The organism is Schumannella sp. GW821-FHT10F01 (genome assembly GCF_058809295.1).
The window spans coordinates 1-24,694 of record NZ_JBXASM010000018.1; the positions used below are offsets into that span (position 1 = coordinate 1).

Below are 24,694 nucleotides of genomic sequence, written 5' to 3' on the forward strand. Positions count from 1 at the left end.
GGCCGGCACCGCCGCGCCGAAGCCCCCACGCGCGCGCCGCAGCACGGCCGCGACCGGCGGCACGACGACGCCGCGCACCCCTCGGGCGCCGCGCAAGCCCCGCACGCCGCCGACGGACCCGCCGCCCGACGCCTCCTGAGGCGCGCCGCCTCAGCCCAGGAAGCCCCGGACGAGCTCCTCGGAGCCGGCCAGGTGCTCCCGCATGGCCCGGTCGGCCGCATCCCCATCGCCGTCCAGGATCGCGGTCACGACCGCGCGGTGCTGCGCCGTGGAGTGGTCGATGTTGCCGCCGAGCAGCGGGAACCGGTCGAGCAGCTCCGTCATCCGCGTGCGGCTGTCGACGACGAGCGGCACGAGCGGCGGGATGCCGGCGAGCTGCGCGATCACGAGGTGCAGCTCCGTGTCGGCGCGGCGGTAGTCGTCGGGGCCGGCCGCGATCGTGTCGTCGAGCGCCCGCCGGAGCGCGGCCTCCTCCTCCGCGGAAAGCGCCCGCGCTGCGGCGGCCCGCGCCGCACCGGGCTCGAGCACCGCCCGCAGCCCGAGCACCGCGTCGAGCTCCGCGGCCGAGACGGCGGCGGCCGGCGGCAGCGGGTCGACCGCGAACGTGCCGCCGTAGCGGCCGCGGCGGGTCACCACGTAGCCGGCGTCCCCGAGCTCGCGGAGGGCCTGGCGCACCGTGTCACGGCTCACGCCGAGGTCCGACGCGAGCTCCCGCTCCGGAGGCAGCGGCTGGCCGGGCGCGACGGCGCCGAGGCGGATCGTCTGCAGCAGCCGCGCGGTCGTCCGCTCGAGCGCGTTCCCCGCGTCCACCGGCCGGAGCACGACGCGTCGCAGCACCGGGCGGGCAGACCCATCGGCGTCGTCGGCGTGGGAGCTCATCGGCGGAGGGGTCGCCGGCTCAGAGCGGCGTGACGTAGGCGGAGCTGATGCCGCCGTCGACGAGGAACGTCGATGCGGTGATGAACGACGCGTCGTCGCTGGCGAGGAACGCGACGGCCGCGGCGAGCTCCTCCGGCTCGGCGAACCGGCCGACGGGCACGTGGATGAGCCGGCGCGCGGCGCGCTCCGGGTCCTTCGCGAACAGCTCCTTCAGCAGCGGCGTGTTCACCGGTCCGGGGCAGAGCGCGTTGACGCGGATGCCCTGGCGCGCGAACTGCACGCCGAGCTCGCGGCTCATCGCGAGCACGCCGCCCTTCGACGCGGTGTACGAGATCTGCGAGGTGGCCGAGCCGAGCACGGCGACGAACGACGCGGTGTTGATGATCGAGCCGCGGCCCTGCGGCACCATGTGCCGCAGGGCGGCGCGCGAGCACAGATAGACGCTCGTGAGGTTGACGAGCTGCACGCGGTCCCAGGCGTCGAGCTCCGTCGTCTCGATCGAGTCGTCGTCGGCGGGCGAGATGCCGGCGTTGTTGAAGGCGATGTCGACCGAGCCGAGCTCGCGCGCGGCGGTGTCGAAGAGCGCGTCGACCTGCCCCTTGTCGGCCACGTCGACCGGCACGAACAGGCCGTCGACCTCGGCGGCCGCGGCCGCGCCGGTCACCGGATCGCGGTCGCCGATGACGATGCGCGCGCCCTCGGCGTGCATCCGCCGCGCCGTGGCCAGGCCGATGCCGCTCGCGCCGCCGGTGATCACGGCGACGCGGCCGGCGAGGCGGGAGGTGAGGTCCATGGTGCTCCTAGTCGTCGGCGAGGAAGACGTTCTTCGTCGCGGTGAAGGCGAGCGGGGCGTCCGGCCCGAGCTCGCGGCCGAGGCCGGAGCGCTTCATCCCGCCGAACGGCGTGGTGTAGCGCACCGACGAGTGCGAGTTGACGCTGAGCGTGCCGGCGCGCACGGCGCGGGCGGCGCGCAGCGCGCGGCCGACATCGCGGGTCCAGATCGACCCGGAGAGCCCGTAGGCGGAGTCGTTCGCGAGCGCCAGCGCATCCGCCTCGTCGTCGAACGGCAGCACGCTCACGACCGGGCCGAAGATCTCCTCGCGCACGACGCGGTCGTCGCGCGAACCCGGCAGCAGCACCGTCGGCGCCATCCAGCAGCCGGGTCCGTCCGGTGCGCTGCCGCGGAAGGCGACCGGCGTGCCGAGCTCGAGGAAGGCGCTGACGCGGTCGTGGTGCGCGCGCGACACGAGCGGCCCCATCTCGGTCGCCTCGTCGCGCGGATCGCCGACCCGCCAGGCCGCGACCGCCGGCTCGAGCAGCTCGAGGAAGCGGTCGAGCACGCGCCGCTCGACGAGCAGCCGGCTGCGCGCGCAGCAGTCCTGCCCGGCGTTGTCGAACACGGAGCCGGGCGCCGTCGCGGCGGCGCGCTCGAGATCCGCGTCGGCGAAGACGATGTTCGCGCTCTTGCCGCCGAGCTCGAGCGTGACCGGCTTGACGAGCGCGGCCGCGGCGGCCGCCACTCGGGTGCCGGTCGCGGTCGATCCGGTGAAGACGATCTTCGCGACGAGCGGATGCTCGACGAGCGCCATGCCGGCCACCGGACCGCGTCCGGGCACGACCTGGAGCAGGTGCTCTGGCAGGCCGGACTCCGCCGCCAGCTCGGCGAGCCGCAGGGCCGTGAGCGGCGTCCACTCCGCCGGCTTCAGCACGACGGCGTTGCCTGCCGCGAGCGCCGGGGCGAAGGCCCACGACGCGATCGTCATCGGGAAGTTCCACGGCACGATCACGCCGATCACGCCGAGGGGCTCGGCGAACGTGAGGTCGACGCCGCCGGCCACCGGGATCTGCGCGCCGAGCAGCCGCTCGGGCGCGCCGGCGTAGTACTCGAGCACGTCGCGCACGTGGCAGGCCTCCCAGCGCGCGGAGGAGATCGGATGCCCGGCCTCGCGCACCTGCAGCTGCGCGAGCTCCTCGACGGCGCCGTCCACGGCCGCGGCGAAGCGGCGGAGCGCCCGGGCCCGGTCGACCGGCGCGAGCCCCGCCCAGCGGGACTGCGCGGCGACGGCGCGCGCGACCGCGGCATCCACCTCGGCGGGGCCGGCGGCCTCGACGGCGCGGACGAGCGTCTCGTCGCGCGGATCGACGACCTCGAGCAGGTCGGTCATGCGCCGACCGCCTGGCGCCGCGCGCTGCCGACGCCCTGCTCGCGGGCCGCGCGGTAGCCGCGCGCCGCCTCGACGAGGCCGGCGAACAGCCGCAGGTCGGAGTCCTGGTCCTCCTCCGGATGCCACTGCACGGCGACGCCGAACGGCACGTCGTCGAGCTCGACGGCCTGCACGACGCCGTCGGAGGACCGCGCCGAGACCTTCAGCCCCGCCCCCACCCGGTCGACGGCCTGGTGGTGATAGCTGCGCACGTCGATCGAGGCCTGGTCGTCGAGCAGGGCGCCGAGGCGCGAGCCGCCGTCGACGCCGGCCTCGTTCACCGTGAAGACGCCGCCGCCGGCGTTGTACCGGGTCGAGCCGAGCACGTCGGGCAGGTGCTGCAGCAGGGTGCCGCCGCGCAGCACGTTGAGCACCTGCAGTCCGCGGCAGATGCCGAGGAACGGCAGCTCCCGCTCGATCGCCGCGGCGAGCAGCGCGTCCTCCCAGTCGTCGCGGTCGCGGCGCGGCGGGTCGGTCTCCGGATGCGCGGCCTGGCCGTAGCGCGCCGGGTCGACGTCCTTGCCGCCGGTGATGATGAGCCCGTCCAGGCCCTCGAGCACGCGCTCCGCGACCCCGGGGTCGACCGGCTGGGGCGGCAGCAGCACGGCGATCCCGCCGGCGGCCGTGACGGCCGAGAAGTACACCTTCGGCAGGAACGCGGCGGGCACGTCCCAGACGCCGGTCTGCGCCTGCTCGAGGTAGGTGGTCAGGCCGATCACGGGACGCACGGCGGCGGCCCCGCCCGGCTCAGAAGCGCTCGAAGCCACGGACCCGCTCCCAGTCGGTGACGGCCGCGTCGAACGCCGCGAGCTCGACCTGCGCCGCATTGAGGTAGTGGTCGACCACGTCGTCGCCGAACGCGGCGCGCGCGAGGTCCGACTCCGCGAACAGGCCGGCGGACTCGCGCAGCGTGGCCGGCACCCGGGGCGCGTCCGATCCGTAGGCGTTGCCGACGAAGCGCTCGGGCAGGGCGAGCTCGTTCTCGATGCCGTCGAGGCCGGCCGCGATGATCGCCGCGACCGCGAGGTACGGGTTCACGTCGCCGCCCGGCACGCGGTTCTCGACGCGGAGGCCGGCGCCGTGGCCGACGACGCGGAGCGCGCAGGTGCGGTTGTCGGTGCCCCAGGCGACCGCGGTCGGCGCGAACGAGCCGTCCGCGTAGCGCTTGTAGGAGTTGATGTTCGGGGCGAAGAACAGCGTGAGCTCGCGCAGGTGGGCCTGCAGCCCCGCGATCCAGTGCTCCATGAGCGGCGAGAAGCCGTACTCGCCGTCGCCCGCCATCACGGCCTCGCCGTCGGCCGAGCGCACGGAGAGGTGGATGTGGCAGCTGTTGCCCTCGCGCTCGTTGAACTTCGCCATGAAGGTCAGCGCCTGGCCGTGCTGGTCGGCGATCTCCTTCGCGCCGTTCTTGTAGATCGAGTGGTTGTCGCAGGTGGCGAGCGCCTCGGCGTAGCGGAACGCGATCTCCTGCTGGCCGAGGTTGCACTCCCCCTTGACGCCCTCGCAGTACAAGCCGGCGCCCTCCATCCCGAGCCGGATGTCGCGCAGCAGCGGCTCCATCCGCGTCGATGCGAGCAGCGCGTAGTCGATGTTGTAGTCGGAGGCCGGGGTGAGGTCGCGGTAGCCCTTCGCCCAGGCGCCGCGGAAGCTGTCCTCGAAGACGATGAACTCGAGCTCCGTGCCGACGTGCGCGACGAGTCCGCGCTCCTCGAGCCGGGCGAGCTGGCGCCGCAGCACCTCGCGCGGGCTCTGCGGGATGGGCGTGCCGTCGAGGTTCTGCAGGTCGGCCATGACGAGCGCCGTGCCGGGCAGCCACGGGATGACGCGGAGCGTGTCGAAGTCGGGCTTCAGCACCATGTCGCCGTAGCCGGTCTCCCACGACGACAGCCGGTAGCCGTCGACGGTGTTCATCTCGACGTCGACGGCGAGCAGGTAGTTGCACGCCTCCGCGCCGTGGTGCGCGACGTCCTCGCGGAACAGGCGGGCGGAGACCCGCTTGCCGACGAGCCGAGACTGCATGTCGGCGAAGGCGACGATCACGGTGTCGAACTCGCCGCGGTCGATGCCCGCCTCGAGCTCCTCCAGGGTCAGGTTGCCGGAGCGCACGCCCATGCCGGTCCTCCTCGTCGTGTCGGGGAGCCGGTCGGACGACCGCTCACGGCGGCAGTGTAACCAGCCTTTAACATCCAAAGGTAGACACGACCTACCTTTGATCGGCACACTCGGGGTCACATCCCCCGGTGCCGTCCGCCGCCCCGCGGTCGCGGCCGTCCCTCGAAGGAAGGACGCTCCATGTCAGGTACCACCCAGCGCTCCGGCGCCACCTACTCCGCCCAGGGCGAGGACTACTTCGCGAAGCGGACGCTCAAGCGCTCCGCCGGCTTCTGGGGGATCTGGGGCATCGGCGTCGCGGCCGTCATCTCCGGCGAGTTCTCCGGCTGGAACTTCGGCACGGCGACCGCCGGCTTCGGCGGCATGGCGATCGCCACGGTGATCGTCATCGTCATGTACTTCTGCATGCTGTTCTCGATCGGCGAGATGTCGGCGGCCATGCCGCACACCGGCGGCGCCTACTCGTTCGCCCGTGCGGCGCTCGGCCCCTGGGGCGGCTTCGTCACCGGACTCGCGGAGTCGATCGAGTACGTCGTCACCACGGCCGTCGTCGTGTACTTCTCGGCCGGCTACCTCAACGGCGCGCTCGGCGCGTTCTTCGGCATCCAGCTGCCCGGGTGGCTGCTCTACGCCGGGCTCTACGTGCTGTTCGTGCTCGTCAACGGCCTCGGCGCCTCGATCGGCTTCCGGCTCGCGATCGTCGTGTCGATCATCGCGATCGCGATCCTCGCGGCCTTCGTGGTCGTCGCCTTCGCCACCGGCTCGTTCTCGGTCGACAAGCTCTTCGACGTGAAGCCGACGGACGGCAACTCGGCGTTCCTGCCGAACGGCTTCGGCCCGGTGCTGCTCGTCATCCCGTTCGCCATGTGGTTCTTCCTCGGCATCGAGGAGCTGCCGCTCGCGGCGGAGGAGACGCACGACCCGCAGCGGATCATCCCGCGCGCCGGCATCGTCGGGCTCATCACGCTCGCGATCTGCGCGGTGGCCGTCTTCATCGTCAACACCGGCGTGCTCGGCGCGACGGCGACGCAGGAGTCCGGCGAGCCGCTGCTCGACGGGTTCCGCGCGATGGTGCCGGAGGGGCTCACCGGCGTGCTCGCGATCCTCGCGCTCATCGGCCTGCTCGCCTCGCTGCAGGGCATCATGTACGCCTACGGCCGCAACCTCTACTCGCTCTCGCGCGCCGGCTACTACCCGCGGTTCCTCTCCCTCACCGGGAAGCGCCAGACGCCGGTGCTCGCCCTCGTGACCGGCGCGGTGATCGGCTTCCTGCTGCTCGTGATCGTCGACGCGATCACCGCCGCCAGCGAGGGCGTCGGCGCGGTCGCTGGCGCGATCGAGCTCAACATCGCGATCTGGGGCGCGGTCGTCTCGTACCTCATGCAGATGATCTCGTTCGTCGTGCTGCGGGTGCGCCGCCCCGACGTGGTGCGCCCGTACCGCAGCCCGACCGGCGTCGTCGGCGCGGTCGTCGCCGGCGTCATCTCCGCGGTGATCTTCGTGGCGTTCCTGTTCAACCCGGGCTACCAGATCGCCATCGCGGCCATCGCGGTGGTCTACGTGATCGGGCTGCTGGCCTTCGCCGTCTACGGCCGCCACCGCCTCGTGCTGGCGCCCGAGGAGGAGTACGCGCTCTCCGGCGGCGTGCACCGCGACCCGGAGGTCGAGGACTACGCGGCGGACGCGAAGGCCGAGCTCGACCCGACGAAGTAGCTCCGCACCGGCTCAGCGCAGCACGCGGCCGGCGACGGCGTCCGTCCGGACGCCGTCGTCGATCGCGATCCGGCCGCCGACGAGCACGTACGGGATGCCGACGGCCTGCCGCCGGGGATCCTCGAACGTGGCGCCCGGCGCCACCGTCTCGGGGTCGAGCAGCACGAGGTCGGCGACGGCGCCCTCGCGGACGACACCGCGGTCGGCCAGGCCGAGCCGCTGCGACGGGGTTCCGGCCAGGTGCCGCACGGCTTCCTCGAGGCTCAGCACGCCGAGCTCGCGCACGTAGCGGCCGAGGTACTGGGGGAATGTGCCCCACGCGCGCGGGTGCGGCCGCGCCCCGACGAGGATGCCGTCGCTCCCGGCGCAGTGGCGCGGATGCCGCATGATCGCGCGCACGTTGTCCTCGTCGCCGATGTGCATGAGGATGCCGGTGCCGAGCCGGTCGTCGCGCATGAGGTCGAGCGCGGCGGCCGTCGCGGGCCGTCCGGACCGCTCCGCGACCTCGGCGATCGTCAGCCCGACCGTCCAGGAGAAGTCCGCCCCGGCGACGCCGGCGACCTGCATGGCCGACCAGTCGACGACCTCGCCGTGGGCCCCGTCCGATCCGGTCTCGTCGAGCGCGACGCGGATGCGCTCCCGCTCCCCCGCGTCGGCGAGCCGCGCGAGCGTCGCGTCCGGTCCGCCGGAGTGCGCCCAGCTCGGCAGCAGGGCCGCGAGCGTGGTCGCACCGGGGAGATAGGGGTAGGTGTCGAGCGTCACGTCGACGCCGTCCGCGAGCGCGGCATCGACGAGCGCGAGCAGCTCGGCGGCGCGGCCGCGGTTCGGCGCGAAGTTCATGGTCGCGTGCGTCAGGTGCACCGGGCACCCGGATCGGCGGCCGACGTCGAGCGCCTCCGCGTACGCGGCGAGCGCCCCGCCGCCGTAGCCGCGCGTGTGCGGCGCCCAATAGCCGCCGGCCTCCGCGACGACCTCGGCGAGGGCGACGAGCTCGTCGGTGGAGGCGTACATCCCCGGCGTGTAGGTCAGCCCGCTCGACATCCCGCCGGCCCCGGCCGCGAGGCAGTCGCGCAGCAGGTCGCGCATGACGGCGATCTCGTCCGGCGTCGCCGGCCGGTCGTCCGCCCCGACGACGAGCAGCCGGAGATTGCCCTGCGGCACGAGCACGACCGCGTTCGTCGGGATGCCGTCGTCGAGCCGGTCGAGGTAGTCGGCCATGCCGCGCCAGTCGAAGTCCGCGTCGTCGAGGTCGCCGTTCCAGGCGGCGATCTGGCGGCGGACCAGCGCGAGCGCGGCGTCGTCCACCGGCGCGTAGCCGATGCCGTCCTGGCCGATCACCTGGGTCGTCACGCCCTGCGACAGCTTCGCCAGGTGGTCCGCGTCGGCGAGCAGCGCGAGGTCGGAGTGCGCGTGCATGTCGACGAAGCCCGGCGCGATCACCAGCCCGGTCGCGTCGATCATCAGCGCGTCGACCGCCGGCGCGTCGGCGGCCCGCGCATCGGCGGGGGCCCGGCCGGCGCCGCGCGGCAGCACCGCGACGATCCGCTCCCCCTCGACCAGCACGTCGGCCCGCTCGCGCGGCCGCCCGGTGCCGTCGACGACCTCGCCGCCGGCGAGCAGGATGCGCTCCATCGGCGGGCCTAGAAGACCGTCTCGACGAAGCCCACGACGCGGGCGTCCGCGCGGTCCGCGCCGTCGATCACCGGGATGACGCGCCACTTGTCGAAGGTGGTGCACGGATGCGAGAGCCCGAGCCGCACGACGTCGCCGACCGCGAGGCCGCTCTCGGCCGGCAGCTCGAGGAACGCGTGCTGGTCGTTCAGCGCGGTGATGCGCGCCCCGGGCAGCGGCGAGCCGTCCGAGGCGAGGGGCACCGGCAGATCGAGGTCGCTTGCGAAGTCGCGCTTGCCGCCGTCGAGCAGCGCGAGCGTCGGGGTCGGCCGCGACAGCACCCGCGCCCAGCCGCTGAGGGCGGGACGCAGCCGGTCGGCGAACGGCGACAGGTGCCGGTAGTGCACGTCGTCGTGCGCCTGGAACGCGCCGGAGCGCAGCACCCGCCGCACGCCCTCGCCGAGCGGCGCGAAGGCCTCGGCCACGAGGTCGGGGTAGGCCGAGCCGCCGGCGCTGATCATCGGGCGCTCGACCCCGATCAGCTCGAAGTCGACGAGCGTGCGCAGCAGCGCCACGAGCTCGTCGAGGAAGCCGCGCACCCGGGCGACGGACTCCGCGGAGCGGTCGTCGGCGAGCGCGCCCTCCCAGCCGGCGACGCCGAGCAGGCGGACGGACGGCTCGCGCGCCGCCGCCCAGGCGAGGGCGAGCGCGTCGTCGGCGCTCCGGAGCCCCGCGCGGCCGGAGGGGGAGCCGAGCTCGACGAGCACGTCGACGGGGCGCCGGCCCGGGGCGGAGGCGAGCGCGGCCAGCCCCGCGGGCGAGTCGATCCAGCAGGCGAACTCGAAGTGCTCGTCGGCGTCGAGCTCCTGCCGCAGCCAGGCGATGCCGGCCGGGTCGGCGATCTCGTTCGCGAGCAGGATGCTGCGCACCCCGGTCGAGCGGGCGACCTGCGCCTGCCACGGCGTCGCCACGGTCAGGGCCGTCGCGCCGGCGTCGAGGAGGTGCGCCCAGAGCTCGGGCGCCATCGTCGTCTTGCCGTGCGGGGCGAGCTCGAGCCCGTGCTCGGCAGCCCAGTCGAAGACCGCGCGCACGTTGGCGCGCTCGGCCTCGCGGTCGATCGTCACGAGCGGCGTCGAGAAGTCGGCGAGCGCCGGCCGCTCCTCCGCGACCTCGTCGGCGGCGCGCCCCCAGAACCGCGGGGGGATCGACTTCGTCCGTGGGCTGAGCGTGATCGGGTCCATCGCGATCAACGCTACCGGGCGGCTCCCCGGCGCTCGCCGGTAGCGTGGACTCGGAAGGAGCCTCCGACATGCTCAAGCACCGCATCGAGACCACCGGCGCGCCGGCCGCGCGCCCGGTCCTCTCCCAGGGCGTCCGCAAGGGCCAGTACCTGCAGGTCTCCGGCCAGGGTCCCGCCGATCCGGCCACCGGCGAGTACGTCGCTCAGGGCGACGTCGGGGCGCAGACGACCCGCACGCTCCGCAACGTGCTCGCGGTCGTCGAGGCCGGCGGCGGCACGTTCGAGGACGTCGTCATGCTGCGCGTCTACCTGCGCACGCAGGCCGACTTCGCCGCCATGAACGAGGCCTACGCCGCCTTCCTCGCCGAGCACGTGCCGAGCGGCGTGCTGCCGGCCCGCACGACCGTCGGCGCCGAGCTGCCCGATCCCGCCATGCTCGTCGAGATCGACGCGCTCGCGATCGTCGCCGACTGACCCGCTCGACGGCGCGGCCCGCGCGGCCGCGCCCGTCGACGCCCACCCCCACCACCGGACGAAGGAGTTCTCATGAGGATGCTCGACCTGCCCCAGACCGACCTGCGGGCCTCGGACGTGATCCTGGGCCTGATGCGCATCGACCAGATGGAGGCGCCCGCGATCCGGACGCTCGTCGACACCGCGCTCGAGGCCGGCATCACCTACTTCGATCACGCCGACATCTACGGCGGCGACCACGGCTGCGAGCGGCGGTGGGGCGACGCGATCACGCTGAGCGACGCCGAGCGCGCGTCGATCGTCATCCAGTCGAAGGTCGGCATCCGCGACGGCTACTTCGACTTCTCGCGCGAGCACATCCTCGAGGGCGTGCGCGCCTCGCTGAAGGCGCTCAAGACCGACTACCTCGACGTCGTGCTGCTGCATCGGCCCGACGCGCTCGTCGAGCCGGAGGAGGTCGCCGCCGCGTTCGACGAGCTCGCCGCCTCCGGCGAGGTGCGCAACTTCGGCGTCTCGAACCACACGCCGTACCAGGTCGACCTGCTCAAGACCGCGGTGGCGCAGCCGCTCGTGGTGAACCAGGTGCAGCTCAGCATCACGCACGCGCCGATCATCGCCTCCGGCGTCGCGACGAACATGCAGGGGCTCGACCAGTCGATCGACCGCGACAACGGCCTGCTCGACTACGCGCGCCTCAACGGCATCACGCTGCAGGCCTGGTCGCCGTTCCAGAAGGGCTTCTTCGACGGCGTCTTCCTCGGCGACCGCAAGGCCTACCCGGAGCTCAACGACGCCCTCGACGAGCTCGCGGCGAAGTACGACGTGACCCCGACCGGCATCGCCGTCGCGTGGATCTCGCGCCACCCGGCCGGCATCCAGACCGTGCTCGGCACGACGACCCCGTCGCGCGTGCAGGATGCCGCCGCCGGCAGCGACGTGCGACTCACCCGCCCGGAGTGGTACCGCCTCTTCACCGCGGCCGGCTACCGGGTGCCGTAGGGCCCGACGACCGCGCCGGGCCGGCCGGAGCTCTCAGTCCGCATCCTCGCGGGCGAACAGCAGCAGCTCCGGCAGGCTCGTCGCGAAGTAGTCGACCCGTCCGTCGTCGTGCCGGGCGACGGGCGGCACGGCGACCGGGCGCGCCTCGCCGAGGCTCTCCGGCGGGTCGCCGAGGCCGAGACCGAGCGCGTCCCGCGCACGGTCCCAGGCGCCGAGCACCCGCCCCTCCCCGCCCTCCCACGGCTGGAAGCGGCGCCCCTCGAGCAGCCCGAGCGCCTCGGCCGCGCGGCCGGACGCGGTGAGCAGGTCGGCGAACTCGACCAGCAGGTCGTCGCGCCGGGGCACGAGCCCGCGCCGCGCCTCGAGCCTGGCGAGCCGGATCGCGCCGGTCTCGCCGAGCCGCGCGGCGAGCTGGTCGCGCTCGAAGAGCAGCCGGGCGTCGTCCGGATCGGCGGTCAGCGCCCGCTCGTACAGCTCGACCGCGCGCCCGTCGTCGTGCTCGACGTTGTAGGCCGCCACGGCGGCGTTCCGCAGCAGCACCGGATCGTCGGCGCCCGTCTCGAGCGCGCGGCGCCAGAGCTCGACCGCCTCGCGCCGGCGACCGGCGTCGTAGAGCAGGGTGCCGAGCAGCTGCGCCGCCACCGCGTCGCCCGGCTCCGCCTCGAGCGCGGCGGCGAGGGCGTCGTGGGCGTCGAGCCCGGACGGGAAGCACCAGTCGCGGTCCGCGGCCCGCGCCATCGCCCGGCGCTCCGCGGCCTCCGCGGGCCGTCCGCGCCGGTCGAGCAGCGCCGCGGCGAGGTAGTGCGCGACGGGAGCGACGTTGCCGCCCGCACCCGGCGGGACGGCGATCGCCGCGTCGAGCACGGCGAGCGCCGCATCCGTCTCGCCGGCGCGGGCCAGGTCGAGGCCGACGTCGATCGCCGCGGCGTCCTGCGGGAGCACGCCGTCTGCCAGATGATCGAGCAGGGCGTCGAGCGGGACGGACGCGCGCGCCGCGGCGAGCGCGCGCGCGGCCTCCGCCTCCCGCCCCGACCGCCGGAGCAGGACGACGGCGAGCGCCGCGACACGCGGGTCGGCCGGCGCGGCCGCGAGGAGCGCGAGCGCGTCGTCGAGCGCGAATCCGGTCCGGCCGTCCGCGGCGTCGAGCCGCGCGGCCTCGAGGCGGGCGGGCACGGCCCAGCGGCCGTCCCAGGAGGCCGTCGCGAGGGCCCGGCGCGCGCCGTCGCGATCGCCGATCCGCACCCGGGCCAGCCCGAGCAGGTAGAAGGCCTCCGTGTCGCGCGGGTTGCCGTTGCGGAGCGTGAGCCGCCGGCACGCGGTCTCGAGGTGCGCGATCGCGGCGGCGTAGTCGCCCGCCCGCAGCGCGCGCTCCCCCAGCGCGACGTTGACGCGGCTGTCGCCGGGGTCGCGCCGCAGCGCCTCGCGCCAGTACGGCAGCGGCGACCGGGTCGGATGCCGGTACTGGGCGAGGTGCACGCCGGTCAGCCAGAGCTCCTCCACCGACTCCACCTCGGCGGGCGCGGGCGGCTCGGACGCCGTCCAGGGCTCGGGTCCGCCGACCGGAGCGGGCGGCGTCCAGCGCACGAGCAGCGCACCGCCGCGGTCGTCGTCCCGCAGCTCGACCGCGCCGACCGCCGCCGTCTCGGCCGTGCCGGCCTCCGGCGCGCGCAGCTCGAGCACCTCGCCCGGCTCGAGCGCCGCGCTCCGCAGCGCGAGCACCCGCCCGTCGGCGTCGAGCACCCGGAGCACCGCCGCGCCGACCGGGCGGGTCACCGCGGCGCGCGCGACGACGCCCTCGGCGCCCGTGTCGACGTGCAGCGCGGCGTCGAGGGTCGCCTGGTGCGCGACGCCGATCCCCGGCAGCGGGTACCAGTGCTGCGTGAAGCGCTTCGTCTCCCCCGGCAGCAGCCACGAGAAGTCGGGCTGGTTGTCGGTGTAGACGCCGGCCATGAGCTCGACGTACGGGCCGTCGTCGTCGGTGAGCAGCCGGTCCCAGGCGTGGCCGAACGGCGCGTCGCCCCAGGTCCACTGCTTCTTGCCCGGCGAGATCCGGCGGTCCGCCCAGTGCACGAAGCCGGCGCCGGCGGCGTGGTCGTAGCCGCCGAAGAACGCCTCCTGCGAGTCGACGATCATGTACGAGGTGGGCACCGGGATGTTCCGGTACCAGTCGATCCGGTCGGCGCCGGGCCGCTCGGCGGCGCGCGCCGGGTAGTCGACGCCGTAGTACGGCCGATCCGCGGCGGGGAACGCCGTGATCGCGCGGCGGGCGTGGTCGGCGACGAATCGCACGTCCTGCGGGAAGAACGACTGGTAGTCGTCGTGCACCCGCACCGCGGCGTTCGCCCACCAGAGGAACGACTGCCGCTCGCTCGTGCGGTTGTGCAGCACCACCTCCACGTCGAGCACGGCGCTGTCATCGCGGAGCCGGATGCCGTGCGTTCCGCTCATGCGCGCGAACGGATCGTGGTCGGAGCACCACACGGTCACCTCGCCGTCGACGCCCTCGTCGATCCGCCAGCGGACGGGCAGGTAGGTGGCCGGGCGGTGGTGCTGCGGCCAGTTGAACTCGATCCCGCCGCTGATCCACGGCCCGGCGAGGCCGACCAGCGCCGGCTTGATCACCGAGTTGCGGTAGAGGAAGTCGTAGCCGGTGCGCTTGTCGTAGCCGATGTGGATGCGCCCGCCGAGCTCCGGCAGCACGACGAGCCGCATCCACCGGTTCTCGAGGTGCACCGCCTGCCACGTCCGCGGCACCGGCTCCGACGCGATCCGCTCGACGAACGGCAGCGGGTACACCCGGCCGCTCGACCCCTGGTAGACGCGGTGGTCGAGGAACATCGGGTAGCGGCTCGGCTCGTCCGGCTCGTAGGTCGGGATGGTGATCGGCTCGCTCCAGATCACCGCGTGACCCGCGTCGAGCCGCGCGCGCAGGGCGGGCGGGGGCTCCGGCAGCACCAGGCCCTCGCGTGCCGGCGTGCGCATCCGGTCGGTCATCGCGGGGACTCCGCCGCGCTCACTTGCTCGATCCCAGGGTGAGGCCCGAGACGAACTGCTTCTGGAAGGCGAAGAACACGATCGCGGTCGGGATGGCGGCGACGAGCGCGCCCGCCGCGACGACGTTCCACTGGCTCACGAAGCCGCCCTGGATGTTGAGCAGCTCGGCCGTGATCGGGAACTTCGTCTCGGTGCGCAGCACGGTCAGCGCCCAGAGCAGGTCGTTCCAGATCCAGGTCGTGGCGAGCGCGCCGAGCGCCGCGAGCGACGGGCGGGTGAGCGGCAGCACGATCCGCAGGTAGGTGCGCAGCTCGCCGGCGCCGTCCACCTTCGCTGCCTCGAAGATCTCGTCGGGGATCGAGCGCATGAACCCGTGCAGCACGAACGTGTAGAAGCCGAGGCCGAACGCGACCTGCACGAGGATCAGCGCGAACAGGGTGTCGGCGATGCCGTAGCCCTCCGCGATCCGCGCCACCGGGATCAGCAGGATCTGCGGGGGCAGGAGGTTGCCGGCGAGCATCGCGAGCAGGATGCCGCGGCGGCCCGGGATGCGGAAACGGCTCAGCGCGAACGCAGCCCACGACGAGAGCAGCAGCGAGAAGAACACGGTGAACACCGTGACGATGACGCTGTTGAGGATCGCGCCGCCGCCGAGTCCGTCGGTGAAGACCGTGACGAGGCCGTCGAGGCTGAACGAGGCCGGCAGCGCGCCGAGCCCGTTCCGGGTGATGTCGGCGAAGGAGCGGAACGCGACGATCGCGACGAACACCATCGGCGCGATCCAGAGCAGCGACAGCGGCGCCATGATCGCGTGGAACAGCCAGGGCGCGCGGGTGCGCCGCACGACGGTCGCGGCGCGACCGGCCGGCGCGCCGGAGGTGAGCGGGGTGGCGGTCATGTCAGTCCTGCTCCTTCGTCGCGTTGGCGAGGTAGCCGATGATGAAGACGATCGCGAGCAGGAAGATCACGACCGCGATCGCCGACCCGTAGCCGAGGTCGACCACGCTGAAGCTCGTCTGGTACATGTACGTCGACAGCAGCTGGGTCGAGTTGTACGGCCCGCCCCGCGTCATCGCCCAGACGATGTCGAACGTGCGCAGCGAGTCGATGACCGTGACCGCGAACACGACGGCGTTGACGCCCTTGAGCTGCGGCATGACGATCTGCCAGAAGCGCTGCCAGCGGCTCGCGCCGTCGACCGCCGCGGCCTCCTCGAGCGTCGGGTCGACGCCCTTCAGCCCCGCCAGGTACAGCACCATGATGTAGCCGCACTGACGCCACACGGCCGCGACGAGCACCGCCGCGAGCGCCGTGGTCGGGTCGGCGAGCCACTGCCGCTCGAGCGAGCCGAGGCCGACCGCGCCGAGCAGCGTGTTCACCGCGCCGTCTGGCTGGTAGAGCAGCCGCCAGAACAGCCCGGTCACGGCGAGCGAGAACACCATCGGCAGGTAGATCGCGCTGCGGTACAGCCCGACGCCGCGGCGGGGCCGGTTCAGCGCGACGGCGAGCGCGAGGCCGATCACGATCGAGAGCCCGCCGAAGCCGACCACCCAGATCACGTTGTTGAGCAGCGCCTGGCCGAAGATCGGGTCCGACAGCAGGTTCTGGAAGTTCCGCAGCCCGATGAACTCCGGGGCGCCGGCGCCGTTCCACTTCGTCAGCGACACGTAGAAGCTGTTCACGGCCGGCCAGAACACCCAGGCCAGCTCGAGGCCGAGCGGGATGAGCAGGAACAGCCAGATCACCGGCGGCACGCGCCGGAGCAGCCGCCGGCCCCGCCGCGGCGCGGGGCGGGCGGGCGTCGAGGCCGCCGCGCTCCGCGCCGGGGCGTGCACGGCCGAGGTCACGAGCCGAAGACCTTCTTCGCCGCGGTCTCCCAGTCCTTGAGGATCTGGCCGACATCCCCCGGCGTCGCGAGGAACTTCGTCAGCGCGGTGTCGGCCGTCGTCTGCAGCGCGTCGGACGAGTCGCGGTTGAAGAACTGCGTGATCTGGTCGGTCTCGTTGAGCATCTTCAGGCCCTTCTGCACGAGCGGCGAGAACTTCGTCGCGTCGACGTCGGGCGCCGTGGGGAGGTTCGACGACTTCGAGTCCTCGATGAACTTCTGCTGCGATGCCGGGTCGGCGAGGTAGGACAGGAACGCCTTCGTGGCCTTCACGTCCTTCGTCTTCGAGCTCGCGAAGTAGCCGTCGGTCGGCGCCTCCTCGGCCTTCGGGATGGACTTGTCGATGATCGGCACCGTGAAGAAGTCCAGGTCGTCCGGGTCGCCGTCGGTGATGTTCTGGCTGATGAACGCGCCGGTGAGGTACATGGCGTTCTTGCCCTGCACGAGCGGCGTGACCGCGTCCTGCCAGGCGTACGAGGTCATGTTCGGGTCGAAGTAGGGCACCAGCTCGGCGTACTGCTTCATCACGTTGCGCACCTCGGTCGAGTCGAACGAGTGCTTGCCCGCGAGCAGCTCCTTGTGGAAGTCGGCGCCGTTGATGCGGAGGTCGAGGATGTCGAACCAGCCGGACGCCATCCACGGCGTCGAGCCGATCCCGTTCGAGAGCGGGTTGATGCCCTGCTTCTTGAGCTTCTCGCAGAGCGCGAGGAAGTCGTCCCAGGTCTCCGGCGGGGTCACGCCCCACTTCGAGAACGACGACTTCAGGTAGAAGACGCCCCACCAGTAGTAGTTCGTCGGCAGGAAGATCTGGCGGCCCTTCGCGTCCGTCGAGAGGTCCTTCAGCGCGGCGGAGTACTTCGAGGCGGCCCCGCTGCCCGTCCACATGTCGGACAGGTCGAGCAGGTACCCCTTCGATGCGTAGTCCCGCGCCACCGAGCCGGCGTACCAGGTGAGCACGTCCGGCGGGTTGCCCGAGCTGAGGTAGGTCGAGAGCTGGGCGCGGAACTGCTCGATCGCGACCGTGTTGAGCGTGACGTCGCCCGAGTACGCCTTCACCAGCGACGACAGCGCCGCCTTCGGTGCGGGATCGGAGAGCGACGACTGGAGCGTGAGCCCCGTCTTCGCGGCGCCGCCGCCGGAGCCGGCGGTGACGCAGGAGCTGAGCAGTGCGGCGGATCCGAGGGCGAGCGCCCCCGTCATGAAGCCGCGGCGGGTGAGTTCTGCTGTGGGTGCCAAGATGTCCTCCTCGACTGGCGGGTCTGCGTGCAGTGGTGGTGCCGGCCGCGGTTCCGTCCTGGCGGCCTCCTCGCGGTGCTCGACGGTGAGCACGCCGCCAGAGTAGGCACCGGGGCGGGCAGCGCTGAATGGCGGATTGGACTGATCGCCTGGACGATCCGCTGATGCGGCGTAGCATGCCGGCATGCTCGTGCGCGACGGCTTCCCCGGTGAGCGGCTCCGCGTGCTGCCGGCGCCGCTCGTCCGGTCCGCCCTCGCCGCCCCCATCACCGCCCGCCTGCTCGTGACGGATGCCGGGCACTTCCCGCACGCGGCCTCGCACGGACGAGTGCGTCCGTCCGGGGCGCGGGAGGCGATCGTGCTCGTCTGCACCGACGGCGCCGGGCGCCTGCTGGTCGACGGCGTCGAGCACCGCGTGGGCCCCGGCGACGCCGCCGTGATCCCGCCGGGCGTCGCGCACAGCTACGTCGCCGACGAGTCCGAGCCCTGGACGATCTGGTGGCTGCACGCGACCGGCACCGACGCGGCGGAGCTCGTGGCCGCGATCGCCGGGGAGGACGGGCGGGCGATCGTCGTGCCGCTGCGCGACGCGCTCGGCGCCGTGGCGCTCGTCGAGCAGGCGGTCGTCGCGCTCGAGCGCGACGACACCGCGGCGAGCCTCTACGCCGCGGCCGGCGCCGCCTGGCGGCTGCTCGCGCTCATGGCCGCCGACCGGCTGCAGGGCCCCGCCGGGTCAGCCGACCGCATCCGGATCGCGCAGGACTACCTGCGCGACAACCTCCCGCGGCCGATGGCGGTCGGCGAGCTCGCGCGCCTCTCCGGGCTCAGCACCTCGCACTTCTCCGCGCTGTTCCGCGCCGCCACCGGCTTCGGCGTCGTCGAGTACCTCCGCCGGCTGCGGATCGCGCGGGCCCGCGAGCTGCTGCTCACGACCGACCTGCCGGTGTCGGAGGTGGCCGCAGCCGTCGGCTACCCGGATCCGTTCTACTTCTCCCGCCAGTTCCGCGCGGTCGGCGGGGTCAGCCCCACCCGGTTCCGCGAGCGCTCGCGCCGCGACCACCTCTGAGGCGGGCTCAGCCCGCGTCGGCGGCGCCGGTCGATGCCCGCGCGACCAGCTCCGGCTGGAACTCCACGCGCTCGGGCTCCCGGCTGCGATCCGCGGCCTCCTCGACGAGGATGCGGACCGCGGCCGACCCGATCTGCTCGGCCGGCTGGCGCACGGAGCTGATCGGCACGACGGCGGAGGCCGCCCAGCCGATGTCGTCGAAGCCGATGAGCGCGATCTCCTCCGGCACGGCGGCCGCGCGCTGCAGGCCGAGCACCTGGAGCACGCCGATCGCGACGAGGTCGTTCGCGGCGAACACCGCATCCGGCCGGTGACCCGGGGCGCGCGCGGCGATCCGCTCGCCGATGCGGCGGCCCTCCGCCACCGTGAGGCCGGCGGTCACGATGGCCTCGAGCGAGGCGCCGGGCGTGCCCGCCACCTCCGACTCCGCACCCTCGAGCCGGTCGGACACCTGCCGCAGCGAGAGCGGACCGCCCACGAACGCGATTCGGCGGCGTCCGGTGTCGAGCAGGTGCCGCGCGGCGATCGCACCGCCGGCCACGTCGTCGACCGAGACCGAGCTGAACTCGCCCGTCGAGCTGAGGCGGTCGACGAGCACGGCGGGGGTGCCGGCACGGCGGAGCCGATGCAGCCGGTCGGTCACGTCGCCGATCGGCGAGATGAGCAGGCCGAGCAGCCGCTGCTCCTCGAACAGGTCGAGGTACATCCGCTCGCGCGACGGATCCTCGCCGCTGTTGCCGAGCAGCACGCCGTGGTGCCCGAGGGCCGCCTCGGCCTCGGCGCCGCGGGCCACGTCGCTGAAGAACGGGTTGGCCGCGTCGAGCACGATCATGCCGATCGACCGGCTCGTGCCGGCGCGCAGCTGGCGGGCCGCGTCGTTGCGCACGAAGCCGAGCTCCTCGATGGCGGCGAGCACGCGATCCCGGGCATCCGGCGACACGCGCTCCGGCCGGTTCAGCACGTTCGAGACGGTGCCGACGCTGACCCCGGCGCGCTGCGCGACGTCCCTCACGCTCACGCCCATGCGGTCACGATAGCGATCGCCGAGCCCGTCGTCGGACCCCCGCGACGCGAGTTGACGGTTCCGCGTCTTCGCCCTAGTGTTTGAAACGATTCACCCAGAGTCCGTCACGACCACCATCTGCTCCAGGACACGCTCCCAGGACAACGCCGTCATCGGAGGCATGCATGACCATTCTCGATCCCGTCGCCGACCGGCTCGCGGAGCTCGCCATCGAGCTGCCGTCATGGGCCTTCGGCAACTCCGGCACCCGCTTCCGCGTGTTCCCGCAGAAGGGCGTGCCCCGCGATCCGTTCGAGAAGGTCGCGGACGCGGCGCAGGTGCACAAGAACACGGGACTCGCCCCGACCGTGGCGCTGCACATCCCGTGGGACACCGTCGACGACTACTCGGTGCTCGCCGCGCACGCCGCCGAGCACGGCGTGCAGCTCGGCACGATCAACTCGAACACGTTCCAGGACGAGGACTACAAGCTCGGCAGCGTCACGCACGCCGACGACCGCATCCGCCGGAAGGCCATCGACCACCACTTCGCGTGCATCGACATCATGCACGCGACGGGCTCGCGCGACCTCAAGATCTGGCTCGCCGACGGCACGAACTACCCGGGCCAGGACGACATGCGCGCCCGCCAGGACCGCCTCGCCGACTCGCTCGCGCAGATCTACGCGCGGCTCGGCGACGATCAGCGGCTCGTGCTCGAGTACAAGTTCTTCGAGCCGGCGTTCTACCACACCGACGTGCCGGACTGGGGAACGAGCTTCGCCCAGGTGAGCGTCCTCGGGCCGAAGGCGATGGTCTGCCTCGACACCGGCCACCACGCGCCCGGCACGAACATCGAGTTCATCGTCATGCAGCTGCTGCGGCTCGGGAAGCTCGGCTCGTTCGACTTCAACTCGCGCTTCTACGCCGACGACGACCTCATCGTCGGCGCGGCCGACCCGTTCCAGCTGTTCCGCATCATCGCCGAGGTCATCCGCGGCGGCGGCTTCGGCAGCCCCGACCTCGCGTTCATGCTCGACCAGTGCCACAACATCGAGGACAAGATCCCGGGGCAGATCCGCAGCGTGCTCAACGTGCAGGAGATGACGGCGCGCGCACTGCTCATCGACCAGGACGCGCTCGGAGCCGCACAGGCGGCCGGCGACGTGCTCGAGGCGAACACCGTGCTCATGGACGCGTTCCAGACCGACGTGCGCCCCGCGCTCGCCGAGTGGCGCGCGTCGCGCGGCCTGCCGGAGGACCCGATGCGCGCGTACGCCGCGTCGGGCTACGCCGCGCAGATCGTCGCGGACCGGGTCGGCGGCACCCAGGCGGGATGGGGCGCGTGACCCAGCGGGTCTGCTTCCGGCTGCAGGTGCGGCCGGATCGGATCGCGGAGTACGTGGCGCGGCACCGCGCCGTCGAGCCGCAGATGCTCGCCGCGATCCGCGACGCGGGCCGCCGCGACTACTCGCTCTTCCTCGGCGACGACGGCCTGCTCGTCGGCTACTACGAGACGGATGACGACGCGGCCTCCGCCGCCGCGCTCGCCGCCGACCCGCGCACCGCCGCGTGGGAGGCCGCCTCGGCCGAGCTCTTCGCGGAGCTCCCCGGCGCCCGCGCCGACCAGGCCGCCCCGCACCTGACCGAGGTCTTCCACCTGGAGGACCAGCTCGCGGCCCTGCCCGGCCGCTGACCCCGACTCCCCTGCGCGGACGTGGTGGCCGCGCAGGGCCTCTTCTCGAAACGGACGATCCCATGAGCACCGCCTCCGACCTCCTCGCCCGCAGCAACCGGCTCGGCGCCGATCCCCGCGTGACGAACTACGCCGGCGGCAACACCTCCGCGAAGGGCAGCGCGCCCGACGCGGTGACCGGCGAGCCGGTGGAGCTGCTCTGGGTGAAGGGCTCCGGCGGCGACCTCGGCACGCTGACGGAGGCCGGACTCGCCGTGCTGCGGCTCGACCGCGTGCGCGCGCTGCGCGGCGCCTACCGCGGGGTCGACACCGAGGACGACATGGTCGCCGCGTTCGACTACTGCCTGTACGGCAAGGGCGGCGCGGCCCCGTCGATCGACACCGCGATGCACGCCCTCGTCGACGCCGCGCACGTCGACCACCTGCATCCGGACGCCGGCATCGCGTTCGCGACGGCCGCCGACGGCCCGGCGCTGACCGAGGCCGCCTTCGGCGGGAAGGTGCTCTGGGTGCCCTGGCGGCGGCCCGGGTTCCAGCTCGGCCTCGACATCGCCGCGCTCCACGACGCGCATCCGGAGGCCATCGGCTGCATCCTCGGCGGCCACGGCATCACCGCGTGGGGCGACACGAGCGAGGAGGCGGAGGCGAACAGCCTCTGGATCATCCGCACCGCGGAGCAGCATCTCGCCGAGCACGGGAGCGCGGCGCCGTTCGGCGGCGAGCGCGCCGGGTTCGGGGCGCTCGCGCCGGCCGAGCGCCGCGCCAAGGCGGCCGCGCTCGTGGCCACGATCCGCGGCATCGCCTCGCACGATGCCCCGGCGGTCGGCCACTTCACCGACACCGACGACGTGCTCGAGTTCCTGGCGTCCGAGAAGGCGCCGGCGCTGGCCGAGCTCGGCACGAGCTGCCCGGACCACTTCCTCCGCACCAAGGTGAAGCCGCTGCTGCTCGACCTGCCCGCCGACGCCTCGATCGAGGACTCGATCGCACGGCTCCGCGAGCTGCACGAGGCCTACCGCGCCGACTACGCGGCGTACTACGAGCGGCACGCGACGCCGGACTCGCCGCCGATGCGCGGCGCCGACCCGGCGATCGTGCTCGTGCCGGGCGTCGGCATGCTGTCGTTCGGCCGCGACAAGCAGACCGCCCGCGTCGCCGGCGAGTTCTACGTCAATGCGATCCACGTCATGCGCGGCGCGGAATCCGTCTCGACCTACGCGCCGATCGACGAGGCGGAGAAGTTCCGCATCGAGTACTGGGCGCTCGAGGAGGCGAAGCTGCAGCGGATGCCGAAGCCGCGATCGCACGCGACCCGCATCGCGCTCGTCACCGGCGCCGCCTCCGGCATCGGCAAGGCCATCGCCACCCGCCTCGCCGCCGACGGCGCCTGCGTGATCATCGCCGACCTCGACGCGGAGAAGGCCGCGGCGGCCGCGGCGGAGATCGGCGGCACGGACGTCGCGGTCGGCCTCGCCGTCGACGTCACGGACTCCGCGGCGATCGCCGCGATGCTCGAGGACGCCGTGCTCGCCTTCGGCGGCATCGACATCGTCGTGAACAACGCCGGCGTCTCGCTGTCGAAGCCCCTGCTCGAGACGACCGAGCGCGATTGGGACTTCCAGCACGACATCATGGCGAAGGGCTCGTTCCTCGTCTCGAAGGCGACCGCGCCGATCCTCATCGAGCAGGCGCTGGGCGGCGACATCGTCTACATCTCGTCGAAGAACAGCGTCTTCGCGGGGCCGAACAACATCGCGTACTCCGCGACGAAGGCGGACCAGGCGCACCAGGTACGGCTGCTCGCGGTCGAGCTCGGCGAGCACGGCGTGCGCGTCAACGGCATCAACCCGGACGGCGTCGTCAAGGGCTCCGGCATCTTCGCGTCGGGCTGGGGCGCGAACCGCGCGGCGACCTACGGCATCCCCGAGGAGGACCTCGGCAGGTTCTACGCGCAGCGCACCATCCTCAAGCGCGAGGTGCTGCCGGAGAACGTCGCGAACGCGGTCTCCGTGCTCACCGGGCCTGACCTCTCCCACACCACCGGCCTGCACATCCCCGTCGACGCGGGTGTCGCGGCGGCCTTCCTCCGCTGATGGCGCGGTCTGCGATGAACGGCGTCCGGTGACGGGCTCGGTCGCCGTCGCCGCGGTCGACCTCGGCGCGACCTCCGGCCGGGTCGTGCTCGGGCACGTCGGCGAGGACGGCATCCGGCTCGACGAGGTCGCACGCTTCGAGAACCGGCCCGTGCGCACGCTCGACGGACTGCACTGGTCGGTGCTCGAGCTCTACCGCGACGCGGTCGAGGGGCTCGCCGCGGCCGCCCGCGCCGAGCCGGACCTCGCGGGCATCGGCATCGACTCCTGGGCCGTCGACTACGGCCTGCTGCGCGGCGGACGGCTGCTCGGCACGCCCTACGCCTACCGCGACGACCGCACCGAGCCGGCCGTCGGCCGCGTGCACGACCGGATCGGCCCGGCCGACCTCTACCGGCACAACGGGCTGCAGCACCTGCCGTTCACGACGCTGTTCCAGCTCGACGCGGACCGCGAGGCCGGCGTGCTCGCGCTCGCGGACCGGATGCTGCTGCTGCCGGACCTGCTGGCCTACTGGCTCACCGGCACCGAGTCCGCCGAGCGCACGAACGCCTCGACGACCGGGCTGCTGTCGGTGGAGGACGGGGCATGGGATGCGACGCTGCTCGACGCCCTCGGCATCCCGGCCTCGCTGCTCGCCCCGCTCGTCGAGCCCGGCACCGACCTCGGCGGCATCGCGCCGGCGGCCGCGCGCGGCATCGGCGCCACCCGGGCCCGCGTGCTCGCCGTCGGCTCGCACGACACCGCCTCGGCCGTCGCCGCCGTGCCCGCGCTCGAGCCGGGCTGGGCGTACATCTCGAGCGGCACCTGGTCGCTCGTCGGCGTGGAGACGGAGCGCCCGGTCGTCACCGAGGCCGCCCGGCTCGCCGGCTTCACGAACGAGGGCGGCGTCGACGGCCGCACGCGCTTCCTCCACAACGTCATGGGCCTCTGGCTGCTCAGCGAGTCGATCCGGGAGTGGGAGCGCGACGGCGCCCCGATCGACCTCGGCGCCCTGCTCGACCAGGCCGCCGCGGTCACCGCGCCGGTGCCCGTGTTCGACGCGGACGACCCGGCCTTCCTGGCCCCGGGCGGCATGCCCGGGCGCATCGCCGACTGGCTCGTCGCGCACGACCTGCCCGTGCCGGGAACCCGCCCCGAGCTCGTGCTCAGCATCCTGCGCAGCCTGGCCGAGGCCTACGCTCGAGCCGTGCGCGCCGCAGCGGAGCTGTCCGGCCGCCCCGTCGGTGTCGTGCACATCGTCGGCGGCGGCAGCCGCAACGCGCTGCTCTGCCGGCTGACCGCCGACGCCACCGGCCTGCCGGTGCTCGCCGGCCCGACCGAGGCGACCGCGATCGGCAGCGTGCTCGTGCAGGCGAGGGCGCTCGGCGCCGTCACGGGCGACCTCGAGTCGCTGCGCGCGCTCGTCGCCCGTGCGTTCCCCGTCGAGCGGTACGAGCCGCGCACCTCCGCCCCGCGCTCCCCGGCGCCGAGTCCCACGGAAGGCTGA

The 24,694-nt window shown here is 73.5% G+C and carries 20 protein-coding genes; 8 read left to right on the plus strand and 12 right to left on the minus strand.

Annotation, left to right across the window (positions count from 1 at the left end; genetic code table 11):
* Positions 1-150: 150 nt before the first annotated feature.
* From AC1RSJ_RS15565 to AC1RSJ_RS15585, 5 genes are read right to left on the minus strand one after another with little or no spacing between them, the layout of a single operon-like run.
* The gene (locus tag AC1RSJ_RS15565) at positions 151-879 is read right to left on the minus strand and encodes a FadR/GntR family transcriptional regulator (RefSeq protein WP_493119359.1); all 729 of its coding nucleotides are present in this window, start codon (positions 877-879) and stop codon (positions 151-153) included.
* Positions 880-898: 19 nt separating this feature from the next.
* Positions 899-1,672 carry a 3-oxoacyl-ACP reductase gene (locus AC1RSJ_RS15570; RefSeq protein ID WP_493119360.1) on the minus strand — a complete coding sequence of 258 codons (774 nt, stop codon included), beginning with the start codon at positions 1,670-1,672 and terminating at the stop codon, positions 899-901.
* A 7-nt stretch (positions 1,673-1,679) separates the two neighbouring features.
* Positions 1,680-3,044, minus strand: coding sequence for an aldehyde dehydrogenase family protein (locus AC1RSJ_RS15575; RefSeq protein WP_493119362.1), 1,365 nt, complete (start codon positions 3,042-3,044; stop codon positions 1,680-1,682).
* Entirely contained in the window at positions 3,041-3,802 is a 762-nt protein-coding gene (locus AC1RSJ_RS15580) for a gamma-glutamyl-gamma-aminobutyrate hydrolase family protein (protein ID WP_493119363.1), read from the minus strand. Before AC1RSJ_RS15580 ends, AC1RSJ_RS15575 begins: the two co-directional genes overlap by 4 nt.
* A 28-nt stretch (positions 3,803-3,830) precedes the next feature.
* The gene (locus AC1RSJ_RS15585) at positions 3,831-5,195 is read right to left on the minus strand and encodes a glutamine synthetase family protein (protein ID WP_493119364.1); all 1,365 of its coding nucleotides are present in this window, start codon (positions 5,193-5,195) and stop codon (positions 3,831-3,833) included.
* A 180-nt stretch (positions 5,196-5,375) separates the two neighbouring features.
* On the opposite strand from AC1RSJ_RS15585, the gene AC1RSJ_RS15590 reads away from it, so the two are divergent.
* Positions 5,376-6,908: an amino acid permease gene (locus AC1RSJ_RS15590; RefSeq protein WP_493119365.1), complete on the plus strand. Its 1,533-nt coding sequence runs from the start codon at positions 5,376-5,378 to the stop codon at positions 6,906-6,908.
* 12 nt (positions 6,909-6,920) lie between these two features.
* Here AC1RSJ_RS15590 and AC1RSJ_RS15595 read toward each other — a convergent pair whose 3' ends face one another.
* Entirely contained in the window at positions 6,921-8,540 is a 1,620-nt protein-coding gene (locus AC1RSJ_RS15595) for an N-acyl-D-amino-acid deacylase family protein (RefSeq protein ID WP_493119367.1), read from the minus strand.
* Positions 8,541-8,548: 8 nt separating this feature from the next.
* Positions 8,549-9,760 carry an alanine racemase gene (locus AC1RSJ_RS15600; RefSeq protein WP_493119368.1) on the minus strand — a complete coding sequence of 404 codons (1,212 nt, stop codon included), beginning with the start codon at positions 9,758-9,760 and terminating at the stop codon, positions 8,549-8,551.
* A gap of 68 nt (positions 9,761-9,828) precedes the next feature.
* On the opposite strand from AC1RSJ_RS15600, the gene AC1RSJ_RS15605 reads away from it, so the two are divergent.
* Positions 9,829-10,233: a RidA family protein gene (locus AC1RSJ_RS15605; protein WP_493119369.1), complete on the plus strand. Its 405-nt coding sequence runs from the start codon at positions 9,829-9,831 to the stop codon at positions 10,231-10,233.
* Positions 10,234-10,305: 72 nt separating this feature from the next.
* A complete protein-coding gene (locus tag AC1RSJ_RS15610) occupies positions 10,306-11,232 on the plus strand; it encodes an aldo/keto reductase (protein WP_493119370.1) in 927 nt (308 codons plus the stop codon).
* Positions 11,233-11,265: 33 nt separating this feature from the next.
* Here the strand turns inward: AC1RSJ_RS15610 and AC1RSJ_RS15615 are convergent, their stop codons facing one another.
* The 4 genes from AC1RSJ_RS15615 to AC1RSJ_RS15630 are packed head-to-tail and all read right to left on the minus strand — an operon-like array spanning position 11,266 to position 17,347.
* Positions 11,266-14,226 (minus strand): DUF5107 domain-containing protein, encoded by a 2,961-nt coding sequence (locus AC1RSJ_RS15615; protein WP_493119371.1) that lies wholly within the window; start codon positions 14,224-14,226, stop codon positions 11,266-11,268.
* Positions 14,227-14,245: 19 nt separating this feature from the next.
* Positions 14,246-15,124, minus strand: coding sequence for a carbohydrate ABC transporter permease (locus tag AC1RSJ_RS15620; RefSeq protein ID WP_493119372.1), 879 nt, complete (start codon positions 15,122-15,124; stop codon positions 14,246-14,248).
* A 1-nt stretch (position 15,125) separates the two neighbouring features.
* Positions 15,126-16,073, minus strand: a complete 948-nt coding sequence (locus AC1RSJ_RS15625; protein ID WP_493119373.1) for a carbohydrate ABC transporter permease — start codon at positions 16,071-16,073, stop codon at positions 15,126-15,128.
* Positions 16,070-17,347 carry an ABC transporter substrate-binding protein gene (locus tag AC1RSJ_RS15630; protein ID WP_493119374.1) on the minus strand — a complete coding sequence of 426 codons (1,278 nt, stop codon included), beginning with the start codon at positions 17,345-17,347 and terminating at the stop codon, positions 16,070-16,072. The genes AC1RSJ_RS15625 and AC1RSJ_RS15630 overlap by 4 nt, the downstream gene beginning before the upstream one ends.
* 184 nt (positions 17,348-17,531) lie before the next feature.
* Here AC1RSJ_RS15630 and AC1RSJ_RS15635 point away from each other — a divergent pair, with 184 nt between their 5' ends.
* Positions 17,532-18,413, plus strand: coding sequence for a helix-turn-helix domain-containing protein (locus AC1RSJ_RS15635; RefSeq protein WP_493119375.1), 882 nt, complete (start codon positions 17,532-17,534; stop codon positions 18,411-18,413).
* Positions 18,414-18,420: 7 nt separating this feature from the next.
* Here AC1RSJ_RS15635 and AC1RSJ_RS15640 read toward each other — a convergent pair whose 3' ends face one another.
* Positions 18,421-19,437 carry a LacI family DNA-binding transcriptional regulator gene (locus tag AC1RSJ_RS15640; RefSeq protein ID WP_493119376.1) on the minus strand — a complete coding sequence of 339 codons (1,017 nt, stop codon included), beginning with the start codon at positions 19,435-19,437 and terminating at the stop codon, positions 18,421-18,423.
* Between the two features lie 164 nt (positions 19,438-19,601).
* Between AC1RSJ_RS15640 and rhaI the strand changes: the two genes are divergently transcribed.
* The 4 genes from rhaI to AC1RSJ_RS15660 all read left to right on the plus strand — a co-directional run bounded on the left by rhaI (position 19,602) and on the right by AC1RSJ_RS15660 (position 24,694).
* The gene (rhaI, locus tag AC1RSJ_RS15645; protein ID WP_493119377.1) at positions 19,602-20,765 is read left to right on the plus strand and encodes an L-rhamnose isomerase; all 1,164 of its coding nucleotides are present in this window, start codon (positions 19,602-19,604) and stop codon (positions 20,763-20,765) included.
* On the plus strand, positions 20,753-21,112 hold the full coding sequence (locus tag AC1RSJ_RS15650; RefSeq protein ID WP_493119378.1) for an L-rhamnose mutarotase: 360 nt from the start codon (positions 20,753-20,755) through the stop codon (positions 21,110-21,112). Before rhaI ends, AC1RSJ_RS15650 begins: the two co-directional genes overlap by 13 nt.
* A 62-nt stretch (positions 21,113-21,174) precedes the next feature.
* Entirely contained in the window at positions 21,175-23,205 is a 2,031-nt protein-coding gene (locus AC1RSJ_RS15655) for a bifunctional aldolase/short-chain dehydrogenase (RefSeq protein WP_493119379.1), read from the plus strand.
* 28 nt (positions 23,206-23,233) lie between these two features.
* Positions 23,234-24,694 (plus strand): rhamnulokinase, encoded by a 1,461-nt coding sequence (locus AC1RSJ_RS15660; protein WP_493119380.1) that lies wholly within the window; start codon positions 23,234-23,236, stop codon positions 24,692-24,694.